Source organism: Pedobacter segetis (assembly GCF_016623585.1).
Classification (GTDB): domain Bacteria; phylum Bacteroidota; class Bacteroidia; order Sphingobacteriales; family Sphingobacteriaceae; genus Pseudopedobacter; species Pseudopedobacter segetis.
Genome location: NZ_JAEHFY010000004.1, coordinates 15,254 through 31,980, shown reverse-complemented (window position 1 = coordinate 31,980; position 16,727 = coordinate 15,254). Strand labels below are relative to the sequence as shown.

The 16,727-nt window shown below is 36.3% G+C and carries 13 protein-coding genes and 1 pseudogene; 11 read left to right on the top strand and 3 right to left on the bottom strand.

Annotated elements, in window-relative coordinates; all coding sequences use genetic code 11:
- Window positions 1–79: 79 nt before the first annotated feature.
- Together I5M32_RS03295 and I5M32_RS03290 are read right to left on the bottom strand one after the other, a co-directional pair.
- On the bottom strand, window positions 80–793 hold the full coding sequence (locus tag I5M32_RS03295) for a LytR/AlgR family response regulator transcription factor (RefSeq protein ID WP_200584756.1): 714 nt from the start codon (window positions 791–793) through the stop codon (window positions 80–82).
- Window positions 786–1,814: a sensor histidine kinase gene (locus I5M32_RS03290; protein ID WP_200584755.1), complete on the bottom strand. Its 1,029-nt coding sequence runs from the start codon at window positions 1,812–1,814 to the stop codon at window positions 786–788. Before I5M32_RS03290 ends, I5M32_RS03295 begins: the two co-directional genes overlap by 8 nt.
- 379 nt (window positions 1,815–2,193) lie before the next feature.
- Between I5M32_RS03290 and I5M32_RS03285 the strand changes: the two genes are divergently transcribed.
- On the top strand, window positions 2,194–2,610 hold the full coding sequence (locus I5M32_RS03285; protein ID WP_200584754.1) for an Hpt domain-containing protein: 417 nt from the start codon (window positions 2,194–2,196) through the stop codon (window positions 2,608–2,610).
- Window positions 2,611–2,700: 90 nt separating this feature from the next.
- Window positions 2,701–6,255 (top strand): PAS domain S-box protein, encoded by a 3,555-nt coding sequence (locus I5M32_RS03280; protein ID WP_200584753.1) that lies wholly within the window; start codon window positions 2,701–2,703, stop codon window positions 6,253–6,255.
- Here I5M32_RS03280 and I5M32_RS03275 read toward each other — a convergent pair whose 3' ends face one another.
- The gene (locus I5M32_RS03275) at window positions 6,256–6,969 is read right to left on the bottom strand and encodes a hypothetical protein (RefSeq protein ID WP_200584752.1); all 714 of its coding nucleotides are present in this window, start codon (window positions 6,967–6,969) and stop codon (window positions 6,256–6,258) included. It abuts the gene before it with no gap.
- A 141-nt stretch (window positions 6,970–7,110) separates the two neighbouring features.
- On the opposite strand from I5M32_RS03275, the gene I5M32_RS03270 reads away from it, so the two are divergent.
- The 9 genes and pseudogenes from I5M32_RS03270 (at window position 7,111) to I5M32_RS03230 (ending at window position 16,592) form a co-directional block, all read left to right on the top strand.
- Window positions 7,111–7,326: a hypothetical protein gene (locus tag I5M32_RS03270; RefSeq protein WP_200584751.1), complete on the top strand. Its 216-nt coding sequence runs from the start codon at window positions 7,111–7,113 to the stop codon at window positions 7,324–7,326.
- Between the two features lie 4 nt (window positions 7,327–7,330).
- On the top strand, window positions 7,331–7,615 hold the full coding sequence (locus I5M32_RS03265; RefSeq protein ID WP_200584750.1) for a hypothetical protein: 285 nt from the start codon (window positions 7,331–7,333) through the stop codon (window positions 7,613–7,615).
- A gap of 214 nt (window positions 7,616–7,829) precedes the next feature.
- Window positions 7,830–9,926: a HEPN domain-containing protein gene (locus tag I5M32_RS03260; protein ID WP_200584749.1), complete on the top strand. Its 2,097-nt coding sequence runs from the start codon at window positions 7,830–7,832 to the stop codon at window positions 9,924–9,926.
- A 3-nt stretch (window positions 9,927–9,929) separates the two neighbouring features.
- Window positions 9,930–10,697 carry a uroporphyrinogen-III C-methyltransferase gene (gene cobA, locus I5M32_RS03255; protein ID WP_200584748.1) on the top strand — a complete coding sequence of 256 codons (768 nt, stop codon included), beginning with the start codon at window positions 9,930–9,932 and terminating at the stop codon, window positions 10,695–10,697.
- Window positions 10,675–12,192 carry a TSUP family transporter gene (locus I5M32_RS03250; RefSeq protein WP_200584747.1) on the top strand — a complete coding sequence of 506 codons (1,518 nt, stop codon included), beginning with the start codon at window positions 10,675–10,677 and terminating at the stop codon, window positions 12,190–12,192. The genes cobA and I5M32_RS03250 overlap by 23 nt, the downstream gene beginning before the upstream one ends.
- Window positions 12,193–12,338: 146 nt before the next feature.
- Window positions 12,339–13,067, top strand: a pseudogene (locus I5M32_RS03245) (phosphoadenylyl-sulfate reductase); the annotation flags it as partial.
- A 132-nt stretch (window positions 13,068–13,199) separates the two neighbouring features.
- The gene (gene cysD, locus I5M32_RS03240; protein WP_200584746.1) at window positions 13,200–14,090 is read left to right on the top strand and encodes a sulfate adenylyltransferase subunit CysD; all 891 of its coding nucleotides are present in this window, start codon (window positions 13,200–13,202) and stop codon (window positions 14,088–14,090) included.
- On the top strand, window positions 14,090–15,337 hold the full coding sequence (locus I5M32_RS03235) for a sulfate adenylyltransferase subunit 1 (protein ID WP_200584745.1): 1,248 nt from the start codon (window positions 14,090–14,092) through the stop codon (window positions 15,335–15,337). Before cysD ends, I5M32_RS03235 begins: the two co-directional genes overlap by 1 nt.
- A gap of 616 nt (window positions 15,338–15,953) precedes the next feature.
- Window positions 15,954–16,592 carry a hypothetical protein gene (locus I5M32_RS03230; RefSeq protein WP_200584744.1) on the top strand — a complete coding sequence of 213 codons (639 nt, stop codon included), beginning with the start codon at window positions 15,954–15,956 and terminating at the stop codon, window positions 16,590–16,592.
- The last annotated feature ends 135 nt before the right edge of the window (window positions 16,593–16,727 follow it).

The following is a 16,727-nucleotide window of genomic DNA, read 5'->3' as shown; positions in this document are numbered from 1 at the left end:
CTTTATGGCTAATTATTTTGAAGTGTTTTATACCTACCCATAAAAAATATAGATGAATGGCGTTAAAAAATAGATTTGATCAGATGTTTTTATTGCTGATGTGTTGCAACAGGGCCTCGCGATAAAAATCTGAGACTGAGATTTCTTTGTTGGGCAAAACCACATGGTTTCTTTTAAAAGCTATCATGTGGTTTAGCGAAACTATAAATGATTTATGGATTCTTAAAAAATCCTGAGCGTTCAGCTTTTCTTCTAAATAACGTAGGCTCAACCTGGTGATAATAGGTTTCTCGTTTCCCAAAAGGTATATCTTTACGTAGTCTTTTAAACCTTCTATATATTCTATCTCATCGGTTTTTATTTTGATGTTGGCATAATCTGCATTAACAAAGAGATAATCGCTTTTGTGGGAGCCAGGGTTTTCATTCTTCAAACTTAGGTTAAAAAAATCATGCGCTTTGTTTGCCGCCTTTAAAAACCGATCAAAGGGTACCGGTTTTAATAGATAATCTAAAACGTCTAAATCAAATCCTTGTAGGGCATATTTTTCATAAGCGGTAACCAATATTACCATTGGTGGTTTGTTTAATGTTTTTAGCATCTGTAGCCCACTAATACCCGGCATTTGTATATCCAAAAAAATCAAATCGATTTTTTGTGTTTTGATAAGCGCTAAGGCTTCCATGGCGTTTTTACAAAGCCCGGCTAAGTTTAAAAAACCAACCCGGTTAATATTGTCTTCCATTAACTCACGGGCTAGCCTTTCATCATCTATTACCAAACAGTTAATCATTTGATCTCAATTTTAGGTTAACGCTGTACTTAAAACCGTCATTTTTAATATCCAAAGAATAATTATTTTTATAAAGTAGGTTTAACCGCCTTTTTGCATTATTTAATCCTATTCCAGAACTATTGTCTTTACTGTCTCCGGTAGCACCAATTTCATTTTCGACAGTAAAATTTAAACCATCATTTTCTAATATAAGCTCTATTTTTATGGTTGGGTTTATAATATCGCCCCCCATTCCGTGTTTAAATGCGTTTTCTACAAAGGGGATCAAAAGCATGGGTTCTAAATAAAAATCCTCAGGGTTTCCTTTTGTTCTAAATATGATCTTCACATCATCTTCAAACCTAAGTCTTTGTAAATCAATATAACCTTGCAGGTATTTTAATTCTTGTTTTATGCTGATTTTTCCATCATCACCCTCGTAAAGCATGTATCTTAATAAATTTGACAATTGAATTAGCGACGATTCAATTTTATCGCTCTTCTTTCTGGCCAAGGCCACTAAGTTATTAAGCACATTAAACATAAAATGAGGGCTTACCTGCGATCTTAAAAAAGATAATTCTGTTTTCAGATTTTCGTTTTCCCTATCCTTATTTAAAGTTTGGGATTTTATGCTATCTATAATGATCCGGTAACTGCAGCTGGTGCCTATAATAAATACGTAGGAAATAAAGTTTGGAAAAAATGGCTTGCCCCATTTTCGTTTTACGGGGAATAATTGTTGATCTACATATTGCGATAAAAACCAAACGATCATTAAGCTTACCGCTATTACCAATAAATACAAGATCAACCGCTTTCTTTTTAATATAGACGGATAAAAATAATAGGCATTGGCATAAAAAATAACGGCCAACAACGTATTGTTTATCATAGACCTATATATATAATATTCTGAGAAGTTATTAGAAGGCCCATTGTACCTAAATAAGAAAGCGGGCAGGGTTAATAAAACCCAGAACACAATATTTATCAGCACCAGCTGCAAGCCAAAACTTTTACTATTGGCGGTTTTCATTTTTATTTCTTTAATCAATAAAACAGATAACTAACAAAAGAAAATAAATAAATTTTAAAATAAACTTTAAAAAGCCAAAATGCCGTTTAAAATATACCAGTTGTTAATTGTTGGCTATAAAAATAAAAATGCCCGTTCTCACGTTCCGAGACCGGGCATTTTACACAATAAAACTTAGAAAAGATTGATAAACCCAATTTTACAATGCGAATAAAAATCTTTCTTTGTTGCAATCAGCACAATTGCAACAAGCGTTTGTACGACAGATTTTTAATTAGGTTTTATTTTCTTGAATAAAATTAAGGTTTTTTTAAATAGCATAAACAAAATTTAATCAAAATTTAATACTAGGTAACAAACTAGTTTAAATTACGTATTAATGGTTATTAAACAAATCAGTTACGATATGATTTCGGATCGAAGCGATAACACTAATATTAAGAAGCATTTCAATATAGAGCGCATGTATCAATATCTTGGTCAGGATTTAGATACTGCAAAAGAGATTTTATCTATGGTTTTGATAGAGTTAGAGGTTTCTTTAAGAAAGTTTGAAGATTTCATAATGGCAAATAACCTTCATGGGATAAAAGCTACGGCACATAAATTAATAGGTACATCATCATCGGTTGGCTTAATGGAGTTGAGTAATATTGCCAGAAAATTTGAGGGAGAACCAGATTTTGACCCTGTTTTGATCAATATTTATTACACAAAAATAAAATCTGAGGTAAAATTTGTAGCTCAACTGATCAATAATTTTTTGTCTAAAAAATCGTTCTCGGAAGTAATTTAAAGTTAAGATTGCGCTTTTGTTGCCGTATCTATTTATCAGCTTTATTTTTTATTAGCGTCTTTAAATAAACAGAAAATACCAGAAATGGAGATGCCAGAGAACCCAACCTCAATTAATGAGGAAAAAAGGATAGCCGCACTAAAAAGCTACCAAATATTAGATACGCTTCCAAAAGCTACTTTTGATAGGTTTACACAGTTAGCCTCCATCATTTGTGATACCCCTATTTCGCTCATTTCTTTAATTGATGAGGACAGGCAATGGTTTAAATCTAAGGTAGGTTTAGATGTTGATGAAACCCCTAGAAATATTGCATTTTGCAGCCATACCATCTTAGGGAACAAGATAATGGAGGTTGAGAACGCCACTATTGATGACAGATTTAGGAATAATCCGTTGGTAACCTCAAGCCCAAACATCCAATTTTATGCTGGTTACCCTTTAACCGATAATAACGGCTACGCTTTGGGGACACTTTGTGTAATCGATAAAAAACCCCGCAAGTTAAATGAAAAGCAAAAGGCAGCCTTAAGGGTTTTGGGCGATGCAGTAGTAGATTTAATTGCACAACAAAGAAAAATACAAGAAACAGAAAATTTTAATACGCTTTTTAATATCTCTAAAGATCTAATTTGTGTTTTTGATACAGATAGTATGTTCCAAAACATCAATCCTGCATTTGAAACGCTTTTAGGTTATTCAGAAAGCAACATCATAAACCATTCTTTTTTCGATTTCGTTCTCCCAGATGAAGTATCAGAAAGCAAGCAAAAACTAAAGAGTTTAATAAAAGACAAAAAAACGGTTACGTTTAGCAATAAATTCAAATGCAAAAATGGCAATTATAAAATATTGCAATGGGCAGCCACGCCAGAACCATCAAGCAAATTGTTTTTCGCCATAGCCAGAGATATTACCACAGAAAGAGAAAAAGAATTATTGATACAAAAATCAGAATCTAGGTTTAGGGCGTTTTTTGAAAACTCTACTGGTTTTATGTGCACACACAATTTACAAGGTAAGATCTTAACGGTAAATTCTGCAGGTACAAAAAGCCTAGGTTACAGTAAAAAAGATTTAATAGGAAAAACCTTATTTGATATTGTACCAGAAGACAGGCACCAACACCTAACATCTTATCTAGAAAACATTATTAAACTAGGTAAAATTCAGGGCTTAATGTACACCAAACATAAGGATGGGCATATATTAACATGGCTATTTAATAATGTTTTAGAAACAGATGCCGATGGGGAAAAATATATCATTGGAAACGCGGTTGACATTACAGAGCGTTATAAGCTAGAAGCAGACTTAAAACGCACCAAAGAAATGTTAGAGCAAACCAACGAAGTGGCAAAAATTGGAGCTTGGGAAGTTAACCTAAACGAGAACACCATCTATTGGTCTCATGTAACTAAAATAATCCATGAGGTAGATGATTATTTTGTACCAGATCTGCAAACCGCCATCTCTTTCTTTACAGACGATTATAAAAAAATAATCACAGATGCTTTTACCAATGCCGCAGAAAAAGGAATCTCTTATGATCTAGAATTACAGATAAAAACGGCAAAAGGAAACCACACCTGGGTACGCACCATCGGGACACCAGAATTTCATAAAGGAAAATGTGTTCGTGTTTACGGCACCTTCCAAGACGTTAACGAAAATTACCTTTACCGTAACGATCTAAAAAAAGCCAAACTATTGGCCGATGAGGCCAATAGTGCAAAATCAGACTTTTTGGCAAGCATGAGTCATGAGATCCGAACACCTTTAAACGGAGTGATAGGCTTTACAGACCTTGTGCTAAAAACAACCTTAAACCAAACCCAGCAACAATACCTAAACATAGTAAACCAATCTGCAAATTCTTTGCTGGGCATTATTAACGATATTTTGGATTTCTCTAAGATTGAGGCGGGCAAGCTCGAACTAGACATAGAGAAGTCTGATCTTTTTGAATTGAGCAGCCAATCTTCCGATATCATTACCTATCAGGCACAAAATAAAGGCTTAGAGGTTCTATTAAACATAGATCCAAACTTACCACGATTTGTTTTTATCGATAATATCCGTCTAAAACAGATCCTGGTTAATTTATTGGGAAATGCAGTTAAGTTTACAGATTCTGGCGAAATAGAATTAAAGATCTATGCCGAGAGCGACCTAGACCAAGACGAAATAGATTTCCATTTCGAGGTTAGGGATACCGGCATCGGCATACAGTTTGAAAAGCAAAACAAAATTTTTGAAGCTTTTTCTCAAGAAGACGCATCTACCACCAAAAAATATGGCGGTACCGGTTTAGGGCTAACCATCTCTAACAAACTTTTGAGCCTAATGGGCAGCCAATTACAACTAAAAAGCCAAGTTGGGCAAGGCAGCACCTTTTATTTTAAGATTAAACTTAAGGTAGAAAAAGGCGATGCTTTAACGCTAAGCGACCTTTCGCACATCAAGCATGTTTTAGTTGTGGATGATAACCAAAACAACCGGCTTATTCTAAGGCAGATGTTGTTGCTAAAAAACATTGAAGTTACAGAAGCAAAAAACGGTTTAGAGGCTTTACAATTGTTAAGCGAGGGCAAAAACTATGATGCCATTTTGATGGATTATCACATGCCCTATATGGATGGTTTAGAAACGATACAAAAGATAAGGGCCAATTTTGATAAAAATGAAGACGGGCAACCTATCATGCTATTGCATAGTTCTTCAGATGATGAAAAAATTATAACCACCTGCGAAAAGTACGGCGTTAGGCTAAGGATGGTTAAGCCCATCAAAATGCAAGATTTGTTTAACAAACTGGCAAAAATCAATAAACCAAATGAAGCGGAGACAGAAGAGGCCAAAAGCACCAACGGCCTAAACGCAAAACGATTTAACATCTTGGTTGCAGAAGATAATAAGGTAAACAAACTGCTGGCAAAAACCGTGATAGAAAGAATATTGCCAAACGCCATAGTGATAGAAGCAAACAATGGTTTAGAAGCTATTGACCAATTCAAATCTCTTAATTTAGACCTAATTTTAATGGATCTTCAAATGCCAGATATGAACGGCTATGAGGCCACCCAAAACATACGGTTATTAGAGAACAATACGCATATCCCTATAATAGCTTTAACCGCGGGCAACGTAGTGGGCGAAAGAGAAAAGTGCATAGCCGTTGGTATGGATGATTTTGTTGCCAAACCCTTTGTAGAAAAAGATCTGAGCGATATTTTTTCTAAATGGTTGATAAAGAACGATAATGTTGATGCTGACCAAGAAAATAGCCAACAAGAAATACCCTTAACGTTTAACAAGGATAAAATACGAGAATTTATGGGTAACGATTTAGAAACCATAAAAATTGTTTTAAACCTTACTGTTAAAGAATTGCAAAGTGCTAACGATAATTTCAAAAAACTCATCTCAAATCCGCATCCCGATCTAAAATCCATCAAAGCATTGGGCCATAAACTATTTGGCACCGCATCTGGCACAGGTTTAGAAACTTTAGCACTTATGGCAAGGGAAGTAGAATGGTTAAAAGAAATCGACAATAAAACCTTAAAAGCACTTTATAAAAAGGTGGCCAAAGAAATAGGATTATCTATAGATTTGGTAGAAAAAGAAATTTCTGGTTTTTAATTAAAAGATCATTCCTACGGATAACAACAGATTGTCCGATTCCTTTTTAGGAATAACCAAATTGCCATCATTAGAAAATTTAAGGGCTTTATTTGTTCTATCATAATTTTGATGTTCAAAAGTAAAACCAACCCTAAAACCAACTTTTTCAACCTTTTTAAAATCGATTCCTAGATAGGGCCGCAAGTTTAAAAAGTAATTGCTTTTAGATTTGTTGTTTTGCAAATCGCTGCTATTAAACCCATTAGCATCTACAAAATAGCGGTGATAATCGCCATTACTGTACATTCTTTGATAATCTATCCCTAACCCAACATTTAAAAAAACATCTTTATCCATACTGATAACCTTCTTAAAGGCTGGTCTTATTTGGGTGCCAAATACATAATTTCTTATAGTTAAGGTATTGCCCGTGTTACGTTCTTTATCAATGGTTTGGTTTAAAACATGGTAATTAACCCCGGTTTCTATATAAAAATCTCTATACATTTTTGCGGCATAGCCACCAGACAAAATAAAACCAGCCGAGTCCTTAGGCTCATGCTTTTTCAAATATTCAGGTTTATTATTATCCTGATTAGCATAATCTATTATCAATTCTAAAAACGGATATTTTATTTCTGCATAAAAGTGGTTTTGGGCTTTCGCCGAGGATTTGCCGAACGTTAATAAGAATATTGAAATGATAGTTTTTAAAATTGATTTCTGGGTCATCAACTTAGAGACGATACCAGTTTAGAATTGGTTGCACTAATTTATGATTAAAAGTTGTCTAGAAATTAAGTGTCAGCTTGTCATTTTATAATAATCACCATAGCAAAACCAATTTTAATTCTTAGTTTTAATAAAAAAACCATGGAAGATTTAATTTATCACATCAAAATCAAAAAAGATTACGCATCAGAATTGATAAAAGATTTATTAAAAGTTGATGCAATTGAGGTTATTCAAGATTCTGTACCAGAATGGCAAAAAGAAGAAACTTTGAGAAGAATAGAATTTTTGAAAAATAACCCTGAATCAGCAATTTCAGAAAAAGATTTTTTTGAACTTCTTGCAAATAATGAATAATAACTTGAAAATAATTTTTTCTCAAAATTCTCTTTTAGATGCAAAAGAAGCTAAAGCTTGGTATAATAAACAAAAAGAAAATCTAGGAGAAAAGTTTCAATCAGAAATAAAATCTACGGTTTATAAAATTTCTAAAAGCCATAGAAATTATCAAATCAGATATGAAAATATTAGGATGGCTAATCTAAATGTTTTCCCTTTCGCAATTCATTTTAAAGTTGATGAAAAAAACTCAACTATATTAATTATCTCCATTTTTCATTTTAGAAAAGAACCTAATTGGGGGTAAAAACAATTTTTTAAAATAAAATCTACTAAATACATAGACTTTATATATATTTGCCCTATGAGATTGTTGTTTTCATTTCAAGGTAAGATTAATAACCGTTGCCGTATGCAGCGGAACAAAGATAATGCGGGGAGTGTTGCACCAAAATAAATTTATTTTTTGTGTTAATTAAGCCCCTTCAAAATATTAGAAGGGGTTTTTTTATTAAAAAATTATGCAAAGTTTTAGAACAGAATTAGAAAATCCGATCGTAGAAAAAGAGATTATTGATCTAGAAAGAAAAATAAAGGCTTTTAGAGAAGGTAAAATCCACGATGAAAAATTCAGGAGCTTAAGATTAGCCAGGGGTATCTACGGCCAACGCCAACCGGGTGTACAGATGGTGCGTATAAAAATACCCTTTGGTAAAGTAACATTTAAACAATTGTTAAAAATTGCAGACGTTTCTGATGAATATGCCTCCTCTAACCTTCATTTTACTACCCGGCAAGATATTCAGATACATTACGTAAGTTTAGATCGCACACCAGAATTGTGGGCAAAACTTGCAGAAGATGAAGTTACCACGCGTGAAGCCTGCGGTAATACGGTAAGAAATGTTACTTCATCGGCTACCGCTGGCATCGATCCAAACGAGCCATTTGATGTTTCTCCGTATGCACAAGGCTTTTTTAAATACTTTTTAAGAAACCCTATCTGCCAAGAGATGGGGCGTAAGTTCAAATTTGGTTTTTCTGCCAGTGACGAAGATAGTGCCTATTCTTTTATCAACGATATTGGCTTTATCCCTAAAGTTAAAATAGAAAACGGTAAAGAAGCAAGGGGTTTTAAAGTGGTTTTGGGCGGCAGTTTAGGTGCCCAGCCTTACATAGGGCAAATGGTATATGAATTTTTGCATGAAGATTTGATCATCCCATTCGCCGAATCTGTTTTGAGGGTTTTTGATCGCCATGGCGAGCGCACCAACAGAAATAAAGCCCGTTTAAAGTTCTTATTGAATAAAGTTGGTTTTAACGAGTTTTTAGAAATGGCGAAGCAAGAATTAGTTGCGGGCAAAGTAAAAACCTTTAAAATAGATAGAAACACAGTTGATACGCCAAAAATTCCGGATGCTTTAATTGAGGAAGCTAAAATACCCGTTTCAAAACAATTAGCCTATGAAGTTTGGTTGGCAACAAATGTTTTTGAGCAAAAGCAAAAAGGCTTTTACGGGGTTTTCATAAAAGCTAAAACCGGTGATATGCCAACCGCAACCGCAAGAAAATTTGTAAAAGCGGTTAGCCATTTGGTTGGCGATGAAATGCGTGTAACCATAAACCAAGGCCTACTGCTTAAATATGCCAGAAAAGAAAACTTAACCGCATTATATTTAGCATTAGACGAGCTAGGCTTATCAGAAGCGGGGCATAATAGCGTTGCCGATGTTACAACCTGCCCAGGAACCGATACCTGTAATCTGGGCATATCTAATTCAATGGAGCTTTCTAGGGTTTTAGAAGCCGTGATTTATGCAGAGTACGCAGAGTTTGTTCACAACAAAGAAATCAAAATAAAAATTAGTGGCTGCATGAATAGTTGTGGCCAACACGGTATAGCTCAGATCGGTTTCCACGGAAGCTCTATGAAGGTTAACGGTAAAATAATGCCAACGGTACAAGTGCTTTTAGGCGGCGGATCAACCGGTAACGGAGAAGGAAGAGCAGCCGATAAAATCATCAAGGTACCCTCAAAAAGGGCGCCCCAGGTTTTAAGAACGGTTTTAGATGATTATATCGAAAAGCAATCTTTTTACACCAGCTTTTTAAACTATTACGATGAATTGGGCAAAGATTATTTTTATCAATTATTAAAGCCTTTAGCCGATCAAGAAAACGTAATTGATGACGAGTTTATTGATTGGGGGCAAAGAGAAGAGTTTGTGCGGGCCATTGGAGTTGGCGAATGTGCCGGCGTAATGATCGATCTAGTGGCAACTTTAATTTTCGAGACAGAAGAAAAATATGGTTGGGCATTAGAAGCTTTTGAAAACAAAGCTTACGCCGATGCTATTTATAACGCCTACAATACCATGATCAGCGGGGCAAAAGCCTTATTATTGGATAAAGGCATAAATCAAAGTACGCAGATTGGCGTTATCAATGCTTTTGATCAACATTTCGCTTCAGAATTTAATATCAAAAGTTTTTCTGATTTGGTATTACAGATCAATAAAACAGAGCCTTCTTTGGCTTTCGCCGAAGCTTATTTGGCAGAAACAAAAGATTTTTTAACCAAGGTAAAAGCATTTAGGCCAAACCCAGAATTAGTATAAGAAATGGTATTAGAACCTAAAATAACCTTAATTGGCGCAGGCCCCGGTGATGCCGAATTGATCAGCATAAAAGGGGCTAAAGCTTTGGCTAAGGCCGAAGTTGTGTTATATGATGCTTTGGTAAACGAAGCATTGTTAGAAATGGTGCCAGAAAATGCCATCAAAATATTTGTGGGCAAAAGAGCGGGGCAACATTCTTTAAAACAAGAAGAAATTAACCAACTTTTGGTGGATAGCGCTTTAAGGTACGGATATGTTGTACGTCTGAAGGGTGGCGATCCCTTCGTTTTTGGCAGAGGTTACGAAGAGATTGATTTTGCCCATTCTTACAATATCCAAACAGAGGTAATTCCCGGCATTTCCAGTTCTATTTCTGTCCCTGCCTTGCAAGGAATACCTTTAACTCACCGTGGTTTAAGCGAAAGTTTTTGGGTAATTACCGGTACAAAAGCAAACGGCGAAATCTCTAACGATCTTCAAGCTGCGGTAAAAACCAAGGCAACCGTTGTAATTTTGATGGGCGTAAATAAAATTAAAGAAATAGTGGCGGTTTATAAAAGCAATGGCTTAGGTAGGTTGCCTATCGCAATCATCCAAAATGGCTCTACTCCCCAAGAAAAAGCGGCAATTGGCGTGATGAACACCATTGTAGAACAAATTGAGGAGAAAAAAATTGCTGCTCCCGCTGTTATAGTTATCGGAGAAGTGGTAAGTTTACATCCATTGTTTCAGCCTATTGTGGCTTCTTATGAGTTTGTTGACGCAGAATAAAAAAAACCAGAACGTAGAAGAAGGCAACGGAAACGAATTGTTTCCCGTTTTCTTGAAGCTGCAAAATTTCCACACTTTATTGGTGGGGGGCGGCAACGTTGGTCTCGAAAAACTGAGTGCTTTATTAGGCAACTCTCCAAAGGCAAACGTTACCGTTGTTGCTGATAGGTTTTTACCCGAGCTGAAAAATCTGGTAATCAACCATCCATCTGTTAAGATCATAGAGCGAAAATTTAAAGACGAAGACTTAAATGACGTAGAATTGGTGATTTTGGCCACCGATAACAGAGAGCTTCACGAGTACATCAGAAAAATTGCGAAAGAAAAAGGCTTGCTTCTAAACGTAGCCGATACCCCAGAGCTTTGTGATTTCTATTTAGGCTCTATCGTAAAGAAAGGAAACCTAAAGATCGCTATTTCTACCAATGGCAAATCGCCAACCGTTGCTAAACGTATCAAAGAAGTTCTAAACGAAAACATCCCCGATGAAATCGATGATACCTTAACGCAGATCAATAAATTAAGATTAACCCTTAAAGGCGATTTTAGCGATAAAGTAAAAGCCTTAAACCAAGCAACGGCAAGCTTAGTATCAGAAAAAGAAAGCGAAAGGAAATTATCACCTACTGCTTTAAGCTATATGATTTGGGGTTTTGTGGTAACTTTTACCGCAGTAATCATTTATGCGATATGGCAACAAGAGCCCATCTTTAGAAATTATATAGAAGGTATAAACCCACAATTTTATTGGTTCTTAGGTGCGGGTTTTGTTTTTGCGATGATCGATGGCGCAATTGGGATGTCTTATGGTGTAACCTCCACCACATTTTCATTATCAATGGGTATTCCGCCGGCCTCGGCAAGTACCGCCGTTCATATTTCTGAGATATTAAGTAATGGTATTGCCGGTTTTATGCACTACCGTATGGGCAATATCAATAAAAAATTATTACGGTTATTATTGGTTTATGGTATAATAGGGGCTGTTTTAGGGGCTTTATTATTGTCTAATCTAGAGCATTATGCCCATTATACAAAACCATTGATCTCTGTTTACACTTTGATCTTAGGCATTGTTATTCTAAAGAAATCTGGTGTTTTAAAACAGAAAGATAAGGTTGCTAAAAAGAAAATCAAAAATGTGGGTGGTTTAGGTTTTACCGGAGGGTTTATAGATGCAGTTGGTGGCGGTGGCTGGGGCTCTATTGTGCTTTCTTCATTGATTGCGGGCGGTAGAAATGCTAGATATTCTTTGGGCACCGTAAAATTGAGCCGTTTTTTTATTGCCTTGATGAGCTCGCTTACTTTTGTAACCATGCTAAATGGTTTGCGTTGGTATGCCGTGGCGGGCTTGGTAATCGGTAGTGCTGTTGCATCGCCAATTGCGGCAAGGGTTTCCAATAAATTATCGGCTAAAACCATTATGGTTGCCGTAAGTATAATTGTGATTTTAGTAAGTTTGCGAAGTATTGGGATGTTTTTATTGGCTTTGTAATAAAACAAATGTGGTTGGTGATTATGCGGATAGTGTTCAAATAAAACATTGAAAGGTTTTGCGTTAGGGATAGCAGCGGATACCGGCCTGTGAATAAGGGCTTGTGCAGTATGAGCGGATAGCCCGTTAAAACGCCCCAAAAAAATAGAATAATGAAAACACAAGAAATAAAGGAAGCAGTTAAAGGAAAATCTCCACAAGAGGTATTGGCATTTCTTGCGCAAAACTTTGCAGAGGGTTTAATCTTTTCTACAAGTTTTGGGTGGGAAGATCAAGTACTTTCTGATATGATTTTTACCCAAGATTTAAACATTAAAGTTTTTACCTTAGAAACCGGAAGATTGTTTACGGAAACCTACTATACTTGGAACCGCACTTTAGAAAAATATCAAAAGCCTATTTACGCTTTTTATCCCGATAAGGAAAAACTAGAGGCAATGGTAACTAAAAAAGGGCCAAGCAGTTTTTATGAATCGGTAGAAAATAGAAAAGAATGTTGTGGAATTAGAAAAGTTGAGCCTTTAAACAGGGCTTTGCAAAACCAAAAAGTTTGGATTACAGGGATAAGAGCAGACCAATCTGCAAACCGGGAAGATATGGATTGGGTAGAATGGGATGAGGCACATCAATTGATAAAAGTGCACCCTATTTTTAATTGGAGTTTAGATGATGTAAAAACTTATGTGAAAGAAAATAATGTCCCTTACAACCCGCTGCATGATAAAGGTTTCCCTAGTATTGGATGCCAACCTTGCACAAGGGCGGTACAACCGGGCGAAGATTTTAGGGCCGGGCGTTGGTGGTGGGAAGATGCCAGCAAAAAAGAATGTGGTTTACACGATGTTACCACAAATGAGGAGGTTTTTAAACCATAACAAAGCGAAAAGCTGAAGGCTTAAAGCCGAAAGCACATTTATAATTAAGAAAAATTTTGAGTAGAGCATGAATTTATTTTTAGTACAAAGCAAGTCTCATATCTCACATCTCAATACTCATATCTAAAAAAAATGGATTATTTAGATCAACTAGAGGCGGAAGCCATAGCGATTTTAAGGGAGGTAGCAGGGCAGTTTGAAAAGCCTGCTTTGCTATTTTCTGGAGGAAAAGATTCTATTACCTTGGTAAGATTGGCAGAAAAGGCTTTCCGCCCGGGTAAATTCCCTTTCCCTTTGGTACATGTAGATACCGGGCATAATTTCCCTGAAGTAATTGAGTTTAGGGATAGGATGGTGAAAAGAATCGGTGAAAAACTGATTGTTGGCCATGTGCAGGATGCAATCGATAGCGGCCGGGCGATAGAGCAAAAAGGTAAAAATGCAAGTAGAAATGCCCTACAAACCGTTACGCTTTTAGAAACCATAGAGAAAAACCAATTTGACGCTTGTATTGGCGGCGCAAGAAGGGATGAGGAAAAGGCAAGGGCCAAAGAACGGATTTTTTCTGTACGTGATGAGTTTGGCCAATGGGATCCAAAACGCCAAAGGCCAGAGCTTTGGAATACTTTTAACGGAAAAATACACAAAGGAGAAAACGTAAGGGTTTTCCCGATAAGCAACTGGACAGAACTTGATGTTTGGAACTATATCAAAAGAGAAAACATAGAAATCCCTTCTATTTATTATTCGCATAAGCGTGATGTGATTGAGCGTAATGGCGTTTGGATGGCAGCACATGAGTTTTTAAATATGGATGCCGATGATAAAATCTATAATAAAAGTGTGCGTTTTCGTACGGTTGGCGATATGACTTGTACTGCCGCCGTAGAATCAGAAAAAACAGAGATTGACGATATTATATTAGAGATTTCACAATCAAAAATAAGTGAGCGTGGTGCCAGAATGGACGATAAGGTTTCTGAGGCAGCCATGGAAGACCGTAAGAAAGGAGGATATTTTTAATGGATATATTAAAATTTTTAACCGCAGGAAGTGTGGATGATGGTAAAAGCACCTTGATTGGTAGGCTCTTATATGATACGGATTCTGTTTTGGCAGATCAGCTGGAAGCTATCCAAAAATCTAACAGAAAAAACGATGACGGGACGGTAGATCTGGCCATTTTAACGGATGGATTGAAAGCAGAACGTGAGCAAGGGATAACCATAGATGTAGCCTATAAATATTTCCAAACAGAGAAGAGAAAGTTTATCATTGCCGATACCCCGGGGCATATCCAATACACCAGAAATATGGTTACCGGTGCTTCAAATGCAGATTTAGCTATCATTTTGATTGATGCCCGAAAAGGTGTAATAGAACAAACGATCCGCCATTCTTATTTGGTTTCTTTATTGGCCTTAGAACACGTGGTTGTTTGCGTAAACAAGATGGATATGGTAGATTATAGCGAAGAGGTTTTTGAGAAAATCCATGCCGATTACCATGAATTGGCCACCAAATTGGGCATCCATGAGGTTACTTTTATTCCTGTAAGTGCTTTAAGAGGAGATAATATTGTGAATGACTCTGCCCAGATGCCTTGGTATAAAGGAAAAAGTTTGTTAGCACATTTAGAAACCGTTCCTGTGCATGAAGTTGACAATCTTTTGCCCGCAAGAATGGCGGTACAATGGGTTGTGAGGCCGCAAACAGATGATCTGCATGATTATCGTGGTTATGCGGGAAGGGTTTTGAGCGGTGCTTTTAGGATTGGCGAAGAAGTTAAAATATTCCCTTCTGGTAATAAATCCAAAATAGAAAGATTAGAAACCTTTGACGGCGATTTACAGATTGCCGAAGAAGGAAAATCCATTACCTTGCATTTAGAAGATGAAATAGATATCAGTAGAGGTGATATTATTGGGGAAATTGAACGTTCTCCTTTAGTTTCTAATCAAATTGAGGCCGATATTTGTTGGATGGACACAAGGGAATTAGATACATCAGCTACTTATTTAATCCAACACCAAAGCAAGGTTACTCGTTGCAAAATCAAAGAGGTTTTGTATAAAGTAAACATCAACACATTAGAAAAAATAAATGCCGATACTTTTGGTTTAAACGATATTGGTAGGGTAGAGATTAAAACTGCCGATGAACTAGCTTTTGACCCTTATGAAACCAACAAAAGAAATGGTGGTGCGATCATTATCGATAGCAGGACCAATGTTACCGTTGGTGCACTAATGCTAAGGGCAGCATTGTAAATTGAATGGGCATTACTAAATTTTGCAGAAATGCCCATTCAATTTATATTGAGAACTTTTTTTGAGAGAAGCAAATCAAGCAAGTATCTTTGCTTATCTGAGTTCGATAATTAGTTAACTATTGTACTCAAATTACTGTTTTCTTGCTATAGAAGAGCGGTTAACGATTGAAGAGGCATCTTTTTTTTTGTCATTCCAGCAGGAGGGGTAAATATTTATTTCATACCAATATAAATAACGTTAAGAATTAAATATATCCTCCAACAAGGGGGCGTTGCCCTCAGCGAAGTCGAAGGGAATGTCGCCCTGAGCGAAGTCGAAGGGAATGTCACCCTGAGCGAAGTCGAAGGGAATGTCACCCTGAGCGAAGTCGAAGGGGCGTTGGGCTTTATGCTTCGACTCCGCTCAGCATGACATCCGACTCCGCTCAGCATGACATCCGACTCCGCTCAGCATGACATCCGACTCCGCTCCAGCATTACAATCGACTCAGCTCAGCACAAAGCGGTTTTTTTTTGTGATTCAATTTTAATAATTGATCATCAATAATATTAGTGTTACCTGCCATTGTAAAGCAAGAATCATATACTTTAAATTTCTGTGAAATAAACAATAAATGAAAACTAATCTTTTACTTATAATATTGACAATTGTAGCTTTAGTGTCTTGTAAAAAAGCATCGGTTAGACCTGACACAGAAAACCCAGAACTACCCGCTTATTCAGAGCAAGGACTGAACGCAGGTGGTATGCTAATTAATAACAAATCGTGGATTAGCTCTAGAATTGGACTTTTTTCTACTGCCCGACCTTTGCAACTTTTCAGTTATCCAAATGGCGATTCCATAGTTGTTTTGCTAAATGGTGGCTATAAAGACAGCCGTTTACAATATCAACAACCAAGAACAATATTTATAGTACTTAAAAATATTAGAATCGCAACTGACAACGACTTGCTTAAATTGAACGGTAAGAGCTATAATTTGGACGGCAATATAAATTATGGTGGCTTTTCAGATTCTTATGGATATAAAAAAACAGGAAATAGTGTTGGAAACATCACCTTTGGAAAAGTAAGTGAAATAAACAACATAACTTATGGTGACGGCTCACCAAATAATCCAATTCTTCATCCGTATATCGTTTCGGGTCGCTTAGAAATGAATTTGACTACGACAACAAATTATGTTCTGACAAAAGGTAGATTTGATGTTAATATTTTAAGAAGCTATAATCAATTTGCGATAATACTATAACAACGGTAGGTAACAGCAAATTTGCACAAAAATGGCTGACGGCGGTTCAACTCAGGTTTTTCGTTAATTATTTAGTTCAGTACGGTGCGACATCGGTTCTGCAAGCAATGCCATTTCTGCACAAATTTTCAAAAC

Excerpts from the sequence above, each read along its gene's own strand:
- I5M32_RS03235 (WP_200584745.1), top strand. The coding sequence starts at position 14,090 with ATGGATATATTAAAATTTTTAACCGCAGGAAGTGTGGATGATGGTAAA.
- I5M32_RS03275 (WP_200584752.1), bottom strand. The coding sequence starts at position 6,969 with ATGACCCAGAAATCAATTTTAAAAACTATCATTTCAATATTCTTATTA.
- cysD (WP_200584746.1), top strand. The coding sequence starts at position 13,200 with ATGGATTATTTAGATCAACTAGAGGCGGAAGCCATAGCGATTTTAAGG.
- I5M32_RS03295 (WP_200584756.1), bottom strand. The coding sequence starts at position 793 with ATGATTAACTGTTTGGTAATAGATGATGAAAGGCTAGCCCGTGAGTTA.
- I5M32_RS03260 (WP_200584749.1), top strand. The coding sequence starts at position 7,830 with ATGCAAAGTTTTAGAACAGAATTAGAAAATCCGATCGTAGAAAAAGAG.
- I5M32_RS03290 (WP_200584755.1), bottom strand. The coding sequence starts at position 1,814 with ATGAAAACCGCCAATAGTAAAAGTTTTGGCTTGCAGCTGGTGCTGATA.
- cobA (WP_200584748.1), top strand. The coding sequence starts at position 9,930 with ATGGTATTAGAACCTAAAATAACCTTAATTGGCGCAGGCCCCGGTGAT.
- I5M32_RS03280 (WP_200584753.1), top strand. The coding sequence starts at position 2,701 with ATGCCAGAGAACCCAACCTCAATTAATGAGGAAAAAAGGATAGCCGCA.
- I5M32_RS03285 (WP_200584754.1), top strand. The coding sequence starts at position 2,194 with ATGGTTATTAAACAAATCAGTTACGATATGATTTCGGATCGAAGCGAT.
- I5M32_RS03230 (WP_200584744.1), top strand. The coding sequence starts at position 15,954 with ATGAAAACTAATCTTTTACTTATAATATTGACAATTGTAGCTTTAGTG.
- I5M32_RS03250 (WP_200584747.1), top strand. The coding sequence starts at position 10,675 with ATGAGTTTGTTGACGCAGAATAAAAAAAACCAGAACGTAGAAGAAGGC.
- I5M32_RS03270 (WP_200584751.1), top strand. The coding sequence starts at position 7,111 with ATGGAAGATTTAATTTATCACATCAAAATCAAAAAAGATTACGCATCA.